The sequence below is a fragment of the Bacillus sp. M13(2017) genome (assembly GCF_002218325.1).
GTDB lineage: Bacteria > Bacillota > Bacilli > Bacillales > Bacillaceae_G > Bacillus_A > Bacillus_A thuringiensis_K.
The window spans coordinates 1-16954 of record NZ_KZ268523.1; the positions used below are offsets into that span (position 1 = coordinate 1).

A 16954-nucleotide genomic window follows, 5' to 3' on the forward strand; every position below is an offset into this window, starting at 1 on the left:
CCCATACCGAACACGGAAGTTAAGCTCTCTAGCGCCGATGGTAGTTGGGACCTTGTCCCTGTGAGAGTAGGACGTCGCCAAGCAACTAAAAACACAAGTCATTTGACTTGTGTTTTTTTGTATTGTTAAAAAGAATAGGAAAGAAGTAATGGTAATACAAACACGTTGCCCAAGAGTTAATCATATTATATAAAAGATGGGTGTATATTTTTCTGTAAATTGTTAAGGATTAGAAGTATAAAATAGGTTCACTTAAATAGGGAGGGAAGGTTATGAAATTACAAAGTGAAGTTTGTATTGTTTGTGAGACAAAAAGAAAAGAAGGTATATATGTTTATAATAATTTAATATGCTATGAATGTGAAAAGGATATGGTGAATACAGAGACAGATGATCCGAAATATATACATTATTTAAAGCAGCTTCGAAAATTAGAAGTATCATATTTTTAAATAGGCATATGCCTATTATTTTTTTTGTTCTGTATAATAGATAGAGAATGAATCATAAGGAAGAGATGTAGATGAATCAAAATCGTATGCCTTTATATGAGGCGTTAATAGAGTTTAAAGAAAGAGGGCCGTTATCCTTTCATGTTCCAGGTCATAAGAATGGTTTAAACTTCCCTCAGGAGGCAATAAGAGAGTTTAAAGATATTCTATCTATTGATGTAACTGAGTTAGCAGGACTAGATGATTTGCATAGTCCGTTTGAATGTATAGATGAGGCACAACAATTATTGGCTGAAGTTTATAATACAAAGAGGAGCTATTTTTTAATTAATGGTTCAACAGTCGGGAACTTAGCAATGATTTTGTCTTGTTGCGGGGAACATGATATTGTTCTTGTACAAAGAAATTGCCATAAATCAATTATTAATGCTTTAAAACTTGCGGGAGCAAATCCCATTTTTTTAGATCCATGGATTGATGAAGCTTATAACGTACCGGTGGGAGTTCGTAACGAAATTATTAAGAAAGCAATTGAAAAGTATCCAAATGCGAAAGCACTCATTTTAACGCATCCTAATTATTATGGTATGGGTATGGATCTAGAGGCAAGCATCGCTTTTGCACATGCACATAAAATCCCTGTTTTGGTAGATGAGGCACATGGGGCACATTTGTGCTTGGGAGAACCATTCCCGAAGTCAGCATTAACATATGGTGCAGATATTGTAGTTCATTCTGCACATAAAACATTACCCGCAATGACAATGGGTTCCTATTTACATATAAATAGTCACTTAGTAGACGAAGAGAAGGTTACTACTTATTTAAGTATGCTACAATCTAGTAGTCCATCGTATCCAATTATGGCTTCCTTGGATATAGCACGCTTTACAATGGCGCGTATAAAAGAAGAAGGTCACAGTGAAATTGTTGAGTTTTTACGAAGATTTAAGGAACAATTACGTTCTATTCCCCAAATCGCCATTTTAGAATATCCGTTGCAAGATGAGTTAAAGGTCACCGTACAAACTCGTTGTCAGTTATCAGGGTACGAATTACAGTCTGTATTTGAAAAGGTCGGTATATATACAGAGATGGCTGATCCGTACAATGTCCTATTTATTTTACCCTTACAAGTAAATGAGGGATATATGAAGGTTATAGAGATGATCCGAGTAGCATTGCAACATTATGAGGTGAAAGACAAGAGGGAATCTATTCGTTATACTTATAAAGGTGAATTCTCTCTTTTACCGTATACGTATAAACAACTAGACGTATATGAAACAAAGATAGTATCTATAGAAGAGGCTGTTGGAATGATAGCGGCGGAAATGGTGATTCCGTATCCACCTGGAATTCCATTGATTATGTATGGAGAGAGAATTACTTCAGAGCATAAAGAGCAAATTATGTATTTAGAGAGAGCAGGAGCTCGTTTTCAAGGGAATACGAAATATATGAAAGTGTATGATATAGAAAGTAGGTTTTAGGATGAAGGGATTATTTGTAACAATTGAGGGCCCAGAAGGTTCAGGTAAAACAACGTTAATTAAAAGCTTATTGCCATATTTTGAACAAAAAGCACAAAAGGTAATGGCGACAAGGGAACCAGGCGGTATTGCAATTTCTGAGGACATTAGGACGATTTTACATAAACAAGAATATACGATGATGGAAGCACGTACAGAAGCGCTTCTTTATGCTGCTGCGCGCAGACAACATTTAGTAGAAAAAGTTATGCCAGCACTTAATGAGAACTACCTCGTGTTATGTGATCGTTTTATAGATAGCTCTTTAGCATACCAAGGCTATGCAAGAGGATTGGGTATGGATAAGGTATTTGAAATAAATCGTTTCGCAACAGAGGACTGTATGCCTAGTTTAACAATTTATCTAGACATTGAGCCTGAGGTTGGTTTGGCTCGGATTGAAAAAGATGCAGGACGTGAAGTAAATCGACTAGATATGGAAGATATCTCTTTCCATAAACGTGTGCGCGAAGGGTATTTACAAGTTGTAGAACGTTTCTCGGATCGTATTGTATTGGTAAATGCTGATCAGCCGATGGAAAAACTTATAGAAGAAGTTGTTCAGCTTATAGAAGATAAATTGTTATAATAGAAGGAAAGAATGAAATAAGTGAGGTATGCATTATGACGAAGACGTGGGAGCAGCTTTCTGCTATACAACCCATCGGTGTAAAAATGTTGATGAATAGCATTGCAAAAGAGCGTATATCCCACGCTTACTTGTTAGAGGGAGGGAAAGGGACAGGAAAGTTTGCGACAGCAATTCAAATGGCAAAGAGTTTCCTCTGTTCTGAGCGAAATGGGGTAGAGCCCTGCCATGTATGTACAAACTGTAAGCGAATTGATTCAGGTAACCACCCTAACTTACATATTGTAAAACCAGACGGATTATCTATTAAGAAGCAGCAAATTCATGATTTACAAGAAGAGTTTTCAAAAACAGGATTAGAAGCAAATAAAAAATTATATATTATTGAGCATGCAGATCGTATGACAGCAAATGCGGCAAATACACTTTTGAAATTTTTAGAAGAACCAAGTAGTGATACAACTGCTATTTTACTTACTGAACAAAGTCATCAAATTTTAAATACGATTTTATCTCGTTGCCAAGTTGTTACGTTTAGACCGTTACCTACGGAATCTTTAATTAGAAGATTACAGGATGAAGGGATTACAGCATCTTTATCGACACTTGCTGCTCAACTTACAAATAGTTTTGATGAAGCTTTAGCTTTATGTAGTGATGAATGGTTTGCACAAGCACGAGCTTTAGTGATAAAATTATGTGAAGCGCTCGAAAAAGATAAAACCTCTATTTTTTTTGTACAAGAAAAATGGGGAAAACACTTTGGAGAGAAAGAACAATTACAGCAAGGTTTAGATATGTTACTCCTTATTTATAAGGATTTATTATATGTTCAACTTGGAGAAGAAGATCGTCTTGTTTTTCATGAGCAGAAAGAGATGTTTGAATCGTTTTCCTATGCTCAGAAGCGCATTGTATCAGCTCTCTTTAATATATTAGAGGCAAAAAATAGAATCAACGCTAATGTAAATGCGCAGCTTGTGTTCGAACAGTTAGTGTTGCGGTTGCAGGAGGGATGACCGTTTTGTATGATGTAGTAGGTGTTCGCTTTAAGAAGGCCGGGAAGGTATATTACTTTGATCCAAATCAGTTCGATATCTCTGAAAATGAGTTTGTCATTGTAGAAACGGTAAGAGGTATTGAATACGGAAAAGTAGTTATTACCAAAAAACAAGTTGATGAAAACGACGTTGTATTACCGCTAAAAAAGGTTATTCGTATTGCAAATGAAAATGATCGTACCATTGTTGAAGAGAACAAACATGCTGCCAAAGAAGCATATCAAGTCTGTCAACAAAAGGTAGTAGAGCATAATCTTGATATGAAACTTGTAGATGTAGAGTATACATTCGATCGTAATAAGATTATTTTCTATTTTACTGCGGATGGTCGGATCGATTTCCGCGAACTAGTGAAGGACTTAGCCGCAATTTTTAGAACAAGAATTGAACTAAGACAAATTGGTGTTCGTGATGAAGCGAAGATGCTAGGTGGTATTGGTCCATGTGGTCGTATGCTTTGTTGTTCTACTTTTTTAGGAGATTTTGAACCTGTATCCATTAAAATGGCAAAGGATCAAAATTTATCATTAAATCCTGCAAAAATCTCTGGTTTATGTGGTCGCTTAATGTGTTGCTTAAAATATGAGAATGATGAATATGAGGCAGCAAAGGAACAACTTCCTGATTTAGATCAACGTATACAAACCCCGCATGGTACTGGCCGTGTTATCGGATTAAATATTTTAGAAAGATTAATTCAAGTGGAACTAGTAGACAAGGAACGGATAGTAGAATATACGTTAGATGAGTTAGTAAATAAAGGGGTCGTTTCGAGTCAAACCACAGATTAATGAGGTGGGTGCTTGTGGAGAAAAAAGATATTTTTGAATCGGTTTCTAGTATGGAAGAGCAAATTGGACATTTATACAAACAGTTGGGAGAGTTAAAACAGCATCTTGCAGAGTTGTTGGAAGAAAACCAGCATATAAAAATGGAAAATAACAATTTGCGACACCGTTTTGAAGAAGTGCAGAATAAAGAAAAACAAAAAACTCAAAAACGTAAAGAAGTGAAGCCGAAAACAGATATTGGTGAAGGCTATGACAATTTAGCGAGACTGTATCAAGAAGGTTTTCATATTTGCAATCTACATTATGGAAGTGTACGTAAAGAGGGAGATTGTTTATTCTGTCTGTCATTCTTAAATAAAAAGTGAAATTACCTTTCCAATTATAATTGGAAAGGTAATTTTTTATACATGAAATAGGGTAGGTTAAGGGTAAGAAAAGGAGCAGTATATGAATTTATATGAAGATGAACGTTTAGATTACTTATTAGCACAAGACATGAAGATTATACAAAGCCCATCAGTATTTAATTTTTCTTTAGATGCCGTTTTACTTGCAGATTTTGCATGGATACCAATTCAAAAAGGGAATTTACTTGATTTGTGTACAGGTAACGCGGTTGTTCCCCTTCTATTAAGTACAAGAACAAAAGGAAATATTACTGGTGTGGAAATTCAAGAACGCTTATATGATATGGGAGTAAGAAGTGTTCAATACAATGGGTTGGAAGAAAGAATTCACCTCATACATGGAGATTTGAAAGATATGCCAGAGAAACTTGGGCGTCATCAATATGATGTTGTTACATGTAATCCACCATATTTTCAAACACCTCAAACTTCAGAGAAAAATATGAATGAACATTTAGCGATAGCTCGTCATGAAATTATGTGTACATTAGAAGATGTTGTATCTGCAAGTAGTCAGTTAGTAAAACAAGGTGGGAAAGTAGCGTTTGTACATCGTCCAGGGCGATTACTAGACATTGTCACATTAATGCGTAAATATAAAATTGAACCAAAGCGTGTGCAATTTGTTTATCCTAAGGTTGGAAAAGAAGCAAATACATTGTTAATTGAAGGAATTAAGGATGGAAATGCAGATTTAAAAATTTTACCACCTCTCGTTGTATATGAGAACAATAACGAATATACAAAGGAGCTACGTTCAATTTTATATGGAGAAGAATAAGCATTTTTTTTATGTGGTAGAGTGCTCTGATGGAAGTTATTATGCTGGATATACAAACCATATAGAGAAGAGAATTCAGACTCATAATAGCGGCAAAGGAGCTAGGTATACACGCGCCAGGCTTCCTGTCGTTTTAAAATATGTAGAGACCCACAATGATAAGCGTACAGCTATGCAAGCGGAGTATTACTTTAAGCAATTAACGAGAAAACAAAAAGAGGCATATATGCAAAAAGGAGAACGCTATGTGGCAACAAAAAAGCTTTCAACAAAATGAAAAGGGAGTTTTATATTTAGTACCAACTCCTATTGGAAATCTAGAAGATATGACATTTCGTGCAATCCGAATTTTAAAAGAAGTTGATTTAATTGCTGCTGAAGATACGAGACAAACGAAAAAACTTTGTAATTATTTTGAAATTGAAACACCTGTCACGAGTTATCATGAGCACAATAAAGAAGTAAGTGGGAAGAAACTATTAGAGAAATTAGAGGATGGAAAGAATATAGCACTTGTTAGTGACGCTGGTATGCCGTGTATTTCTGATCCAGGTTACGATATTGTTGTTGAGGCAGTAGCTGAGCAATACCATGTAATTCCACTTCCTGGAGCAAATGCAGCCCTTACAGCATTAATTGCATCCGGCCTTGAAACACAGCAGTTTTATTTCTATGGTTTCTTGCAGAGAAACAAAAAGGAACGGAAGATGGAGTTAGAAAAGCTTCGTTATGTACAAACTACAATGATGTTTTATGAAGCGCCTCATCGTTTAGATGATACTTTAATTTCGATGCAGGAAGTGTTGGGAAATAGAGAGATTGTATTATGTCGAGAGTTAACGAAAAAATTTGAGGAATTTATTCGAGGAACAATCGAAGAAGCAATTGAGTGGACGAAGCAAAATGAAGTACGTGGTGAGTTTTGTATTTTAGTAGCAGGTTCAACAGAAGAACCAGCTCCAGAAGAACAATGGTGGGAATCTCTTTCGGTATATGATCATATTGAACACTATATAAATGAAAAAAGTATGAATTCAAAAGAAGCGATTAAAACAGTCGCTAAAGATCGAGATTTGTCGAAAAGAGATGTATATCAAATCTATCATGTCGATAAAAAATAAGCTTCTCATAATTGAGAAGCTTATTTTGCTGTTTCGATATAATCTTGAAGTTCGTTTAAGATTTGCTCAGCGCCTTCTTTGCTTAAGATGATTTTACCTTCAGCTAAAGAAAGGTTACCGTCAGATACTTCACCAGTTACTTGGCAAGTCATGTTTGGTTTATATTTCTTTAAGATGATTTTTTCGTCATCAACATAGATTTCAAGAGCGTCCTTTTCTGCAATACCTAAAGTACGGCGTAATTCGATTGGAATTACTACACGACCTAATTCATCAACTTTACGAACAATACCAGTAGATTTCATAATTTTTTTCCTCCTAAATAAATAGTTTATAAGTTTCGAGTCTATTTTTAGATTCGTCATTTTTCGACAAAATACCCTATGGACATATGATACCAATCATTTACATTTCCGTCAATTCTTAAATTCTATATTTTTTAAAAAGATTTATAGATTTCTTATTTCTTATATATAATAGATTGAGAGGAAATTCCACAATTATTTACGATATTTTCTGAAAAAAATAAATTTAAAGTGGAGATTGTATATTTTTTTGAAATATGAGCAATAGATGATAAAGATATTGAGCATTAAGACCTAAATTTAAAATTAGGTTGGCGTAAAGAAGATAAATTAGATTTGGGCTGCTCGTAAAAGCCTAATTAATGTGGGCTAATAATTAGTGGGGAGGAACAAAAACCCTACTGATTAAAGTTTCACTTTATATATGAGTTTTTGATATACTGTTTATAAATACATATGAGGTTATTCGGGAGGTCCAAAACAATGACAGAGGAAAATAAGTCCTTTTATATTACTACCCCAATTTATTATCCAAGTGGAAAATTACACATTGGACATGCTTATACGACAGTAGCAGGAGATGCGATGGCACGATATAAGCGTATGCAAGGTTATAATGTGCATTATTTAACAGGAACTGATGAGCATGGACAGAAGATCCAAAAGAAAGCAGAAGAGTTAAATATTACGCCACAGGCATATGTTGATAACATTGTTTCAGGAATTAAAGAGCTTTGGGAGAAGATGGATATTTCTTATGATGATTTTATTCGTACAACTGAAGATCGTCATAAAGATGTTGTCGAAAAAATCTTTAAGCAATTAGTAGATCAAGGTGACATTTATCTTGATGAATATGAAGGTTGGTATTCTGTACAAGATGAGACGTTCTATACAGAGCATCAATTAGTAGATCCAATTATGGAAGGCGACAAAGTAGTTGGAGGAAAAAGCCCAGATAGTGGTCATGATGTAGAACTTGTTCGTGAAGAATCTTATTTCTTTAGAATGGGTAAATATGTCGACAGACTATTAAAATTCTATGAAGATAATCCACATTTCATTCAGCCGGAGTCTCGTAAAAATGAAATGATTAATAATTTTATTAAACCAGGATTAGAAGATTTAGCAGTTTCTCGTACTTCATTTGACTGGGGAGTTCGTGTTCCTGGTAACCCAAAACACGTTATTTACGTATGGGTTGACGCATTATCTAACTATATTACGGCGTTAGGTTATGGAACAGCAAATGAAGAGAAATATAAAAAATTCTGGCCTGCAGATGTGCATTTAGTTGGGAAAGAAATTGTTCGTTTCCATACAATTTATTGGCCGATAATTTTAATGGCATTAGATTTACCTCTTCCGAAGAAAGTCTTTGCTCATGGCTGGATTTTAATGAAGGATGGAAAGATGAGTAAGTCAAAAGGAAACGTAGTAGATCCAGTTACATTAATCGATCGTTACGGATTAGATGCATTACGTTATTACTTACTTCGTGAAGTTCCATTTGGATCTGATGGCGTATTCACACCAGAAGGATTTGTGGAGCGTATTAATTTCGACTTAGCAAATGACTTAGGTAATTTATTAAATCGTACAGTAGCTATGATTGATAAGTACTTTAACGGAGAAATCCCTGCATTTAAAGCAAATGTAACGGAATTTGATGAAACGTTAGTAGCGTTTGCGCAAGATACTTTGAAAAAAGTAGAAGAAGCAATGGAGAATATGGAGTTCTCTGTAGCGTTAGGATCTATTTGGCAATTGGTTAGTCGTACGAATAAATATATTGATGAAACACAACCATGGGTATTAGCAAAAGATGAGAATGATCGTGAAAAGTTAGCTTCTGTAATGGCTCACTTAGCAGAAGTACTTCGTCAAACAGGTATTATGCTTATGCCATTCTTAACAGTAGCACCAAGCAAGATGTTTGCTCAGCTTGGCCTTACTGATGAAGCTCATAAATCTTGGGAAAGTCTATCTACAATTGGCTGCATTCCAGCTGGAACAAAAGTAGAAAAAGGAAACCCAATTTTCCCTCGTTTAGAAATGGAAGTGGAAGTAGAGTACATTAAAGAACAAATGAAAAGCTCTGCTCCTAAAGTAGAAGAGAAAAAAGAAGAAGAACCGAAGGCAGAAGAAATTACAATTGATGATTTCTTTAAAGTAGAATTACGCGTAGCTGAAGTACTATCTGCTGAACCTGTGAAAAAAGCAGACAAGTTGTTAAAAATTCAACTAGACTTAGGCACAGAAAAGCGTCAAGTTGTTTCTGGAATTGCAAAATTCTATTCACCGGAAGACTTAAAAGGTAAAAAGGTTATTTGTGTAACAAACTTAAAACCTGTAAAATTACGCGGTGAATTATCGCAAGGTATGATTTTAGCGGGTGAAGAGAATGGCGTATTGTCATTAGCATCAATTGACCAAAATCTACCAAATGGTACAAAAATCAAGTAATTAAGACAAGAAAAGAGATGTTTCACGTGTAACATGTGTGAAGCGTCTTTTTTCTTTTTACACTCTCTATTTTTGCATTAAGATTGTAGTATTGTTATCGTTAAGTTATTAAAGAACTTATTTTTGTAGAATAAACTTGATTTCAATATAAAAGGAGTTATGTATTATGTTGTTTGATACACATTCACATTTGAATGCAGAGCAATTCGAAGGAGATTTGCAAGAGGTTATTGCCCGAATGAAAGAAGCGGGAGTTACTTATACAGTTGTTGTTGGTTTTGATGAAGTAACGATAAAAAAGGCGATGGAATTAGCTGAAGCCTATGATTTTATTTACGCTGCGGTTGGGTGGCACCCAGTTGATGCAATCGACATGACAGAAGAACATTTAGCTTGGTTAGAAGAACTTGCTTCTCATCCTAAAGTCGTTGCACTTGGAGAAATGGGCTTAGATTATCACTGGGATAAGTCTCCAAAAGAAATACAGAAAGAAGTATTCCGTAAACAAATTGCATTAGCGAAAAAAGTAAAATTGCCGATTATTATACATAACCGCGATGCAACTCAAGATATTGTTGATATTCTAGAAGAAGAGAATGCAGCTGAAGTAGGAGGCATTATGCATTGCTTTAGCGGCAGTGTAGAGGTAGCAGAGCGATGTGTTGATATGAACTTTTTAATTTCGTTAGGTGGACCAGTTACATTTAAAAATGCTAAGAAGCCGAAAGAGGTTGCTACGGAGATTCCATTAGAGAAATTGTTAATAGAGACGGATTGTCCGTATTTAACGCCGCACCCATTTCGAGGGAAACGAAATGAACCGAGTTATGTAAAACTCGTAGCAGAAGAAATTGCGAATTTAAAAGGAATTTCTTATGAGGAAGTAGCAGAAATGACAACTAAAAATGCAAAAGTTTTATTTGGTGTTGAATAAAAAGAACGGGGGAACCTGTTCTTTTTTATTTTGAGAAAAACTAGTAGAAGTGATGAAGAAAATAAATGTGAATGATGAAGTGTTACAATAAGGACAGAGAACAAAGATTTTTCTATTCTATTTTTTAAAATATAAGAATGGGGAAAATAATAATGGAAAAGTCGTCATTTTTTTGTTTTACTAAGTAGAGACGAAATGAGTGTGGAGGCAAGCATGAAAATAAAAGAGATTATCGTTGTAGAAGGTAAAGATGATACAGTTGCGATTAAGCATGCTGTTGATGCGGATACAATTGAAACGAACGGTTCAGCAATCGGTGATCATGTTATTGAGCAAGTTAAATTAGCGCAACAAAAAAGGGGCGTTATTATTTTTACAGATCCGGATTATCCTGGAGAACGTATTCGAAAAATTATTTCTGACAAGGTTCCTGGCTGTAAGCATGCCTTTTTACCGAAGGAAGAAGCGCTTGCTAAAAGGAAAAAGGGTGTCGGGATTGAACATGCTTCTAATGAGTCGATTCGCCGTGCTCTAGAGAATATACATGAAGAAATGGAAGCTTACACAAGTGAAATTAGTTGGAGCGATTTAGTCGATGCAGGCTTAGTGGGCGGAGAAATGGCAAAGAGCCGCAGAGAAAGAATGGGTAAGCTATTAAAGATTGGTTATACAAATGCAAAACAGTTACATAAACGATTACAGATGTTTCAAGTTTCAAAGGAATCATTTGCAGAAGCTTATAAGCAAGTAATACAGGAGGAAAAAAAATGAAGGATATCGCAACGCCAAATCGTACAAAAGACATTGTTGAAAAGTATGGATTTTCATTCAAAAAAAGTTTAGGACAAAACTTTTTAATTGATACAAATGTATTAAATCGTATTGTCGATCATGCAGAAATTGGTTCAGAAAGTGGTGCAATTGAAATTGGACCAGGTATCGGTGCATTAACAGAGCAATTAGCGAAGCGTGCTAAAAAAGTAGTGGCTTTTGAAATTGATCAAAGACTATTACCAATTTTAGATGAGACGTTAGCGCCATATGGTAACGTTACAGTTATTAATAAAGACGTACTAAAAGCAGATGTACATGAAGTATTTAATGAGCAATTTGAAGAAGGACAAGATGTAATGGTAGTAGCTAACTTACCATACTATATTACAACGCCAATTTTATTTAAATTGCTTGAAGAAAAGTTACCAGTTCGTGGATTTGTTGTTATGATGCAAAAAGAAGTTGGAGATCGTTTAGCTGCTAAACCTGGAACGAAAGAGTATGGTTCTTTATCGATTGCCATTCAGTATTATACAGAGGTTGAAACAGTTATGACTGTACCGCGTACAGTGTTTGTACCACAGCCAAATGTTGATTCTGCAATTATCCGCCTTCTAAAGCGTCCTAAACCGGTTGTAGAGGTGAAAGATGAAACGTTCTTCTTTGAAGTAGTACGAGCAAGTTTCGCACAGCGCCGTAAAACTTTAATGAATAATTTATCAAATAATTTAAATGGTTTCCCGAAAGATAAGGAGTTATTGGATCGAATTTTAACAGAAGTAGGAATTGATCCAAAGCGAAGAGGCGAAACGCTATCTATTGAAGAGTTTGCAACATTAAGTAATGCATTAGTTCTTCATAAATTATCATAAGAATATGAAAGGGGCAGTTCAAGTTGAACTGTCCCTTTTGTCACCTTTCTCTCTCTAAATTCATACTTTAAAAACAGGTAAGATGGCCTAATGAGTTTGGAGGTAGGAGAATGGTTTTACATGTTGGAGAATTAGTGGAACGATATTCTCATAAGAGGGATATTCTTTTTCGTATTATAGAAATAAAAGGCGAGATAGCTATATTGTTTGGAGAGGAAATTAGACTGGTGGCGGATGCGCCACTTGAAGATTTAATTAGTATAGATCAAAGAGAACATAAAAAAAGGGTGAAGCGTGAGAAAGAAACAATGGAGCGCACGTACCGTTTGTTTCAACAAGATTATGTGCTGATGAAACAAAGGCATGAACATACTTCAACTGGTGGATATACAAGTGAGGTGAATTATTTTCAAATGCCGGGACGTGTATTGCATATAGATGGAGACCCTTTATATTTGCGCAAGTGCTTAGATTTATATAATAAAATTGGCGTTCCTGTTCAAGGTATTCATTGTAAAGAAACGGAGATGCATGAAAAAGTAGTAGACTTAATAGATCACTTTCGCCCAGACATTCTCGTTATTACAGGGCATGATGCATATACAAAATCAAAAGGAGTGAAGGGAGATTTAGCGGCATATAGGCATTCAAGGCATTTTGTACAGGCTGTTCGTGAAGTGCGAAAAAAATATCCATCATTGGATCAACTTGTTATTTTTGCTGGGGCATGTCAATCACATTTTGAGGCACTAATTCGTGCAGGGGCCAATTTCGCTAGTTCACCATCTAGAATTAATATTCATGCACTAGATCCTGTATATGTAGTTGGTAAAATTAGTTTTACTTCATTTATGGAGAGAGTCAATGTATGGGATGTCGTACGTAATACAATTACTGGTGAAAAGGGACTAGGTGGAATTGAAACGAGAGGGATTTTACGAACGGGATTACCTTTTCAACATTATGAAGAGTAAGCAGGGTACATATGTATCTTGCTTTTTTGTATGGAAGGATTTAAATGAATTTGGATAAAAAGAGGCAAGAACGTACAGACTACGTAATGATACTTTTACAATATAGTATTTCTTCTATCTATTCAAACGCAGGATGATATTAGCTGTGAATCGCGGTTAATAATTAGGATAGATATATCGTGCTTTAAGTGTTCAATCTAAATTACAGCGAGGTGTAGCGAAGTATATGTCAAAACGTTTAGATGAAATTAAAAGCGAATTAGATCACCATCTTGGACAGCGACTTATGTTAAAAGCAAATAGTGGAAGAAGAAAAACTGTGGAGCAATCAGGTGTACTAGCAGAAACATACCGTTCCGTTTTTGTTGTACAATTGGATCAACAAGAAGATGCGTTGCAACGTGTATCTTATAGTTATGCAGATGTTTTAACAGAGACAGTAGAGTTAACATTTTATGGAGACCCTCATAATGAGGTCATTTTATAATCCGTATATCATTACATATATTCCCAGAAATGAAAAGCTATATTATTTTGCATACTAACTATACCGTAGCAAAATAAGGAGGGACTCTGCATTGAGTAGTAGACGAAGAGGTGTCATGTCAAACCAATTTAAAGAAGAGCTAGCAAAAGAGCTTGGCTTTTATGATGTTGTTCAGAAAGAAGGATGGGGCGGAATTCGTGCGAAAGATGCTGGTAACATGGTGAAACGTGCTATAGAAATTGCAGAACAGCAATTAATGAAACGAAACCAGTAGTTGTAAGATACTTTCTATGCTACGGTAGCCGAGGAGACATTCCTCGGCTTTTTGTACTCTAAAAGGTGCCATCATTTTACATAAGTAGTTTCATTCTGAATGCTTTTCGTTATAATTAGGGAAGTGTCATCGTCTTACTATAAATTTATGGTAAAATAAACGATAAAAGATTGAGTACATAGAGTGGGTGAATAGATTGAAGCTACTAGTGAAAGCACCAGCAAAGATTAATCTGTCGTTAGATGTACTGGGAAAAAGACAAGACGGATATCATGAAGTGAAAATGATTATGACAACCATTGATTTAGCAGATCGTCTAGAACTAACGGAATTAGCAGAAGACCGTATTGAAATTTTATCCCATAATAGGTATGTCCCAGACGACCAACGAAATTTAGCTTATCAGGCAGCGAAATTATTAAAAGAGAAGTTTAATGTAAAAAAAGGTGTATCTATTACTATTGAAAAAACGATTCCAGTAGCAGCTGGATTAGCAGGTGGAAGTAGTGATGCAGCAGCGACATTACGTGGTCTTAATAAATTATGGAATTTAGGGCTTACAATTGATGAGTTAGCAGAGCTTGGCGCAGAAATTGGATCAGATGTATCGTTCTGTGTATACGGCGGCACAGCAATTGCCACTGGAAGAGGAGAGAAAATTGAGCATATAAAGACTCCGCCTTCTTGTTGGGTTATTTTAGCGAAACCACATATAGGTGTATCTACTGCTGATGTGTATGGAAATTTAAAGTTAAATCGAGTTACACATCCAAATGTAGATAAAATGGTTGATGTCATAAATTCTGGTGATTATAAAGGAATTTGTGATACTGTTGGTAACGTTTTAGAAGATGTAACATTTGGAATGCATCCTGAAGTTGCCCGTATTAAATCACAGATGAAGCGATTTGGAGCGGATGCTGTATTAATGAGTGGAAGTGGTCCAACTGTATTTGGACTTGTACACCATGATTCACGAATGCATCGCATTTATAACGGATTAAAAGGATTTTGTGAACAAGTCTATGCGGTACGTTTATTAGGAGAGCGAGAAACGCTTGAATAAAGACGTATAATACGTTATGATTTGTTTAGAATATTCGTGATTTGAGGTGAGAGTATGAAAATTAGAAGAAGTACAAGATTAGTCGATATGACTTATTACTTGCTACAAAACCCTCGTCAGCTAGTATCTCTCACTTTTTTTGCTGAAAGGTATCAATCGGCTAAGTCTTCCATTAGTGAAGATTTAGTTATTATTAAGCAAACGTTTGAACAACAAGGGGTCGGCACATTGCAAACGATACCAGGAGCAGCAGGAGGAGTGAAATATATACCGTATATAAGTGAAGAAGAGGCAGATCTAATTATTGATGAGCTTTGTGGCTTATTTGAAAACCCAGATCGTATTTTGCCTGGTGGTTACTTATACATGACAGATTTATTGAGTAATCCTCGCCATATTAATGGCGCAGGTCGTTTGTTTGCTTCTGTTTTTGCTAGGCAACCAATTGATGCAGTTATGACGGTGGCAACGAAGGGGATTCCACTTGCTTATGCAGTGGCAAATTACTTAGATGTACCAGTTGTAATTGCAAGAAAAGATAATAAGGTAACAGAAGGTCCGACTGTTAGTATTAACTATGTGTCGGGTTCTTCTAAACGAATTCAAACAATGACGTTAGCAAAACGCAGTCTTCCAGAAGGGTCGAATGTTTTAATTATTGATGACTTCATGAAAGCTGGCGGAACAATTCAAGGTATGATGAGTATGTTAGAAGAGTTCAAGGCTAATGTTGTTGGTATTGGTGTATTAGTAGAATCCACAGATATTGAAGAACGACTAATTAATAATTTTGTATCATTAATTCGTCTATCGGAAGTTGATGTGAAAGAAAAAACGATTCAAGTGGAAAAAGGGAATTATTCTCTTGCACCATTTGATGAAGGGCTTGTAGAGGCGGAATAAAAGATAGAGCAGATAGCTCTATCTTTTTTTATTTTATTTATAGATTATAAAATAGATGGACAAACTGCCTTTCGTACACTATTTTTAAAGAGTAAAATAAATAATAAAAGGGTGAAAAGTATGAAAGTTGTTCAAACAAGCAAGGCACCACAAGCAATTGGACCTTATTCACAGGGGATTATTGTAAATAACATGTTCTATAGCTCAGGACAAATTCCATTGACGGCAAATGGGGAGCTTGTAACAGGAGATGTAACAGCACAAACAGAACAAGTATTTCAAAATTTACAAGCGGTATTAGAGGAAGCAGGTGCTTCATTTGATACAGTCGTAAAAACAACAGTATTTTTAAAGGACATGGATGATTTTAATGCTGTGAATGAAGTGTATAGCTCTTATTTCTCTACTCATAAACCAGCTCGATCTTGTGTGCAAGTAGCAAAATTACCGAAAGATGTTTCCGTTGAAATTGAAGTAATCGCCCTAGTTAAGTAACCTTTTGTAAGCGATAACCTCCACTAATCTCTATATTCAACTACTTTAAAAATTTTTATCTTAAAAATTTTTAAAAAATTAAAGGGAAAATAGAAAATTTGTGGAATTTATACAAATATATCGCTTATTTAGAAAAGGGTGGTGAACACAAGATGGAAGTGACTGACGTAAGATTACGCCGCGTAAACACAGAAGGCCGCATGAGAGCAATTGCCTCTATTACTCTAGACCATGAATTTGTTGTTCATGATATTCGTGTAATTGATGGTAATAATGGATTATTTGTAGCAATGCCAAGTAAACGTACTCCAGATGGAGAGTTCCGTGACATTGCACATCCAATTAATTCTGGTACACGCTCTAAAATTCAAGATGCGGTTTTAACAGAGTATCATCGTTTAGGCGAGTTAGAAGAGGTTGAGTTTGAAGAAGCAGGTGCTTCGTAAAATTCGAATGAAAAGGGCTTTTGACAAAAAGCCTTATAATTTTGTAGCAAACTCCTGTAAGCATTTACAGGGGTTTGTTTTTTTTTGTTTTATATTTGGAAACTTCATAATTTATTAACATAAAAAGAAGAAACTACTAATTTTTTCAAAATCATTTTAAATAGTATAGCTTATTTCTTAAAAAAGATACTAAAGAGTAAAACATCTTATAAGAATTATGGTAA

Annotated in this window: 21 protein-coding genes and 1 rRNA gene; 21 read left to right on the forward strand and 1 reads right to left on the reverse strand. The window is 35.3% G+C overall.

Features of this window, described 5'->3' with window-relative positions:
- The 10 genes from rrf to rsmI form a co-directional block, all read left to right on the forward strand.
- A 5S ribosomal RNA gene (gene rrf / locus CGQ22_RS33065) occupies window positions 1-83 on the forward strand; the annotation flags it as partial.
- 189 nt (window positions 84-272) lie between these two features.
- Window positions 273-452, forward strand: a complete 180-nt coding sequence (locus tag CGQ22_RS29345) for a sigma factor G inhibitor Gin (protein WP_000776279.1) — start codon at window positions 273-275, stop codon at window positions 450-452.
- Between the two features lie 71 nt (window positions 453-523).
- Window positions 524-1945: an aminotransferase class I/II-fold pyridoxal phosphate-dependent enzyme gene (locus CGQ22_RS29350; protein WP_074594811.1), complete on the forward strand. Its 1422-nt coding sequence runs from the start codon at window positions 524-526 to the stop codon at window positions 1943-1945.
- A gap of 1 nt (window position 1946) precedes the next feature.
- Window positions 1947-2573, forward strand: a complete 627-nt coding sequence (gene tmk / locus CGQ22_RS29355; RefSeq protein ID WP_000677219.1) for a dTMP kinase — start codon at window positions 1947-1949, stop codon at window positions 2571-2573.
- Between the two features lie 35 nt (window positions 2574-2608).
- Window positions 2609-3592: a DNA polymerase III subunit delta' gene (gene holB, locus CGQ22_RS29360; RefSeq protein WP_000169564.1), complete on the forward strand. Its 984-nt coding sequence runs from the start codon at window positions 2609-2611 to the stop codon at window positions 3590-3592.
- 5 nt (window positions 3593-3597) lie between these two features.
- Window positions 3598-4425 (forward strand): PSP1 domain-containing protein, encoded by an 828-nt coding sequence (locus CGQ22_RS29365; protein ID WP_000272429.1) that lies wholly within the window; start codon window positions 3598-3600, stop codon window positions 4423-4425.
- Between the two features lie 14 nt (window positions 4426-4439).
- Window positions 4440-4790: a DNA replication initiation control protein YabA gene (gene yabA / locus CGQ22_RS29370; RefSeq protein ID WP_000412063.1), complete on the forward strand. Its 351-nt coding sequence runs from the start codon at window positions 4440-4442 to the stop codon at window positions 4788-4790.
- Window positions 4791-4872: 82 nt separating this feature from the next.
- Window positions 4873-5613: a tRNA1(Val) (adenine(37)-N6)-methyltransferase gene (locus CGQ22_RS29375; protein ID WP_001055353.1), complete on the forward strand. Its 741-nt coding sequence runs from the start codon at window positions 4873-4875 to the stop codon at window positions 5611-5613.
- Window positions 5600-5890 carry a GIY-YIG nuclease family protein gene (locus CGQ22_RS29380; RefSeq protein WP_000414352.1) on the forward strand — a complete coding sequence of 97 codons (291 nt, stop codon included), beginning with the start codon at window positions 5600-5602 and terminating at the stop codon, window positions 5888-5890. Before CGQ22_RS29375 ends, CGQ22_RS29380 begins: the two co-directional genes overlap by 14 nt.
- On the forward strand, window positions 5859-6734 hold the full coding sequence (rsmI, locus tag CGQ22_RS29385) for a 16S rRNA (cytidine(1402)-2'-O)-methyltransferase (RefSeq protein WP_000267817.1): 876 nt from the start codon (window positions 5859-5861) through the stop codon (window positions 6732-6734). The genes CGQ22_RS29380 and rsmI overlap by 32 nt, the downstream gene beginning before the upstream one ends.
- A gap of 20 nt (window positions 6735-6754) precedes the next feature.
- Here the strand turns inward: rsmI and CGQ22_RS29390 are convergent, their stop codons facing one another.
- Window positions 6755-7039, reverse strand: coding sequence for an AbrB/MazE/SpoVT family DNA-binding domain-containing protein (locus CGQ22_RS29390; RefSeq protein ID WP_000843036.1), 285 nt, complete (start codon window positions 7037-7039; stop codon window positions 6755-6757).
- A gap of 483 nt (window positions 7040-7522) precedes the next feature.
- Here CGQ22_RS29390 and metG point away from each other — a divergent pair, with 483 nt between their 5' ends.
- The 11 genes from metG to spoVG all read left to right on the forward strand — a co-directional run bounded on the left by metG (window position 7523) and on the right by spoVG (window position 16730).
- A complete protein-coding gene (gene metG / locus CGQ22_RS29395) occupies window positions 7523-9505 on the forward strand; it encodes a methionine--tRNA ligase (RefSeq protein ID WP_000134143.1) in 1983 nt (660 codons plus the stop codon).
- A gap of 166 nt (window positions 9506-9671) precedes the next feature.
- Window positions 9672-10439: a TatD family hydrolase gene (locus CGQ22_RS29400; RefSeq protein ID WP_000895851.1), complete on the forward strand. Its 768-nt coding sequence runs from the start codon at window positions 9672-9674 to the stop codon at window positions 10437-10439.
- Window positions 10440-10652: 213 nt separating this feature from the next.
- Complete coding sequence (gene rnmV, locus CGQ22_RS29405; protein WP_089149710.1) at window positions 10653-11210, forward strand: ribonuclease M5; 558 nt, start codon at window positions 10653-10655, stop codon at window positions 11208-11210.
- A complete protein-coding gene (rsmA, locus tag CGQ22_RS29410; RefSeq protein ID WP_000651547.1) occupies window positions 11207-12085 on the forward strand; it encodes a 16S rRNA (adenine(1518)-N(6)/adenine(1519)-N(6))-dimethyltransferase RsmA in 879 nt (292 codons plus the stop codon). The genes rnmV and rsmA overlap by 4 nt, the downstream gene beginning before the upstream one ends.
- A gap of 110 nt (window positions 12086-12195) precedes the next feature.
- Entirely contained in the window at window positions 12196-13059 is an 864-nt protein-coding gene (yabG, locus tag CGQ22_RS29415; RefSeq protein WP_000242868.1) for a sporulation peptidase YabG, read from the forward strand.
- A gap of 226 nt (window positions 13060-13285) precedes the next feature.
- The gene (gene veg, locus CGQ22_RS29420; protein ID WP_000044347.1) at window positions 13286-13546 is read left to right on the forward strand and encodes a biofilm formation stimulator Veg; all 261 of its coding nucleotides are present in this window, start codon (window positions 13286-13288) and stop codon (window positions 13544-13546) included.
- A 115-nt stretch (window positions 13547-13661) separates the two neighbouring features.
- The gene (locus CGQ22_RS29425; RefSeq protein ID WP_000070633.1) at window positions 13662-13820 is read left to right on the forward strand and encodes a small, acid-soluble spore protein, alpha/beta type; all 159 of its coding nucleotides are present in this window, start codon (window positions 13662-13664) and stop codon (window positions 13818-13820) included.
- 196 nt (window positions 13821-14016) lie between these two features.
- Complete coding sequence (gene ispE / locus CGQ22_RS29430; protein WP_000772104.1) at window positions 14017-14886, forward strand: 4-(cytidine 5'-diphospho)-2-C-methyl-D-erythritol kinase; 870 nt, start codon at window positions 14017-14019, stop codon at window positions 14884-14886.
- Window positions 14887-14940: 54 nt separating this feature from the next.
- The gene (purR, locus tag CGQ22_RS29435; RefSeq protein WP_000702466.1) at window positions 14941-15789 is read left to right on the forward strand and encodes a pur operon repressor; all 849 of its coding nucleotides are present in this window, start codon (window positions 14941-14943) and stop codon (window positions 15787-15789) included.
- A 120-nt stretch (window positions 15790-15909) separates the two neighbouring features.
- The gene (locus CGQ22_RS29440) at window positions 15910-16284 is read left to right on the forward strand and encodes a RidA family protein (RefSeq protein ID WP_000869814.1); all 375 of its coding nucleotides are present in this window, start codon (window positions 15910-15912) and stop codon (window positions 16282-16284) included.
- 152 nt (window positions 16285-16436) lie between these two features.
- On the forward strand, window positions 16437-16730 hold the full coding sequence (spoVG, locus tag CGQ22_RS29445; RefSeq protein WP_000454041.1) for a septation regulator SpoVG: 294 nt from the start codon (window positions 16437-16439) through the stop codon (window positions 16728-16730).
- Window positions 16731-16954: the final 224 nt, after the last annotated feature.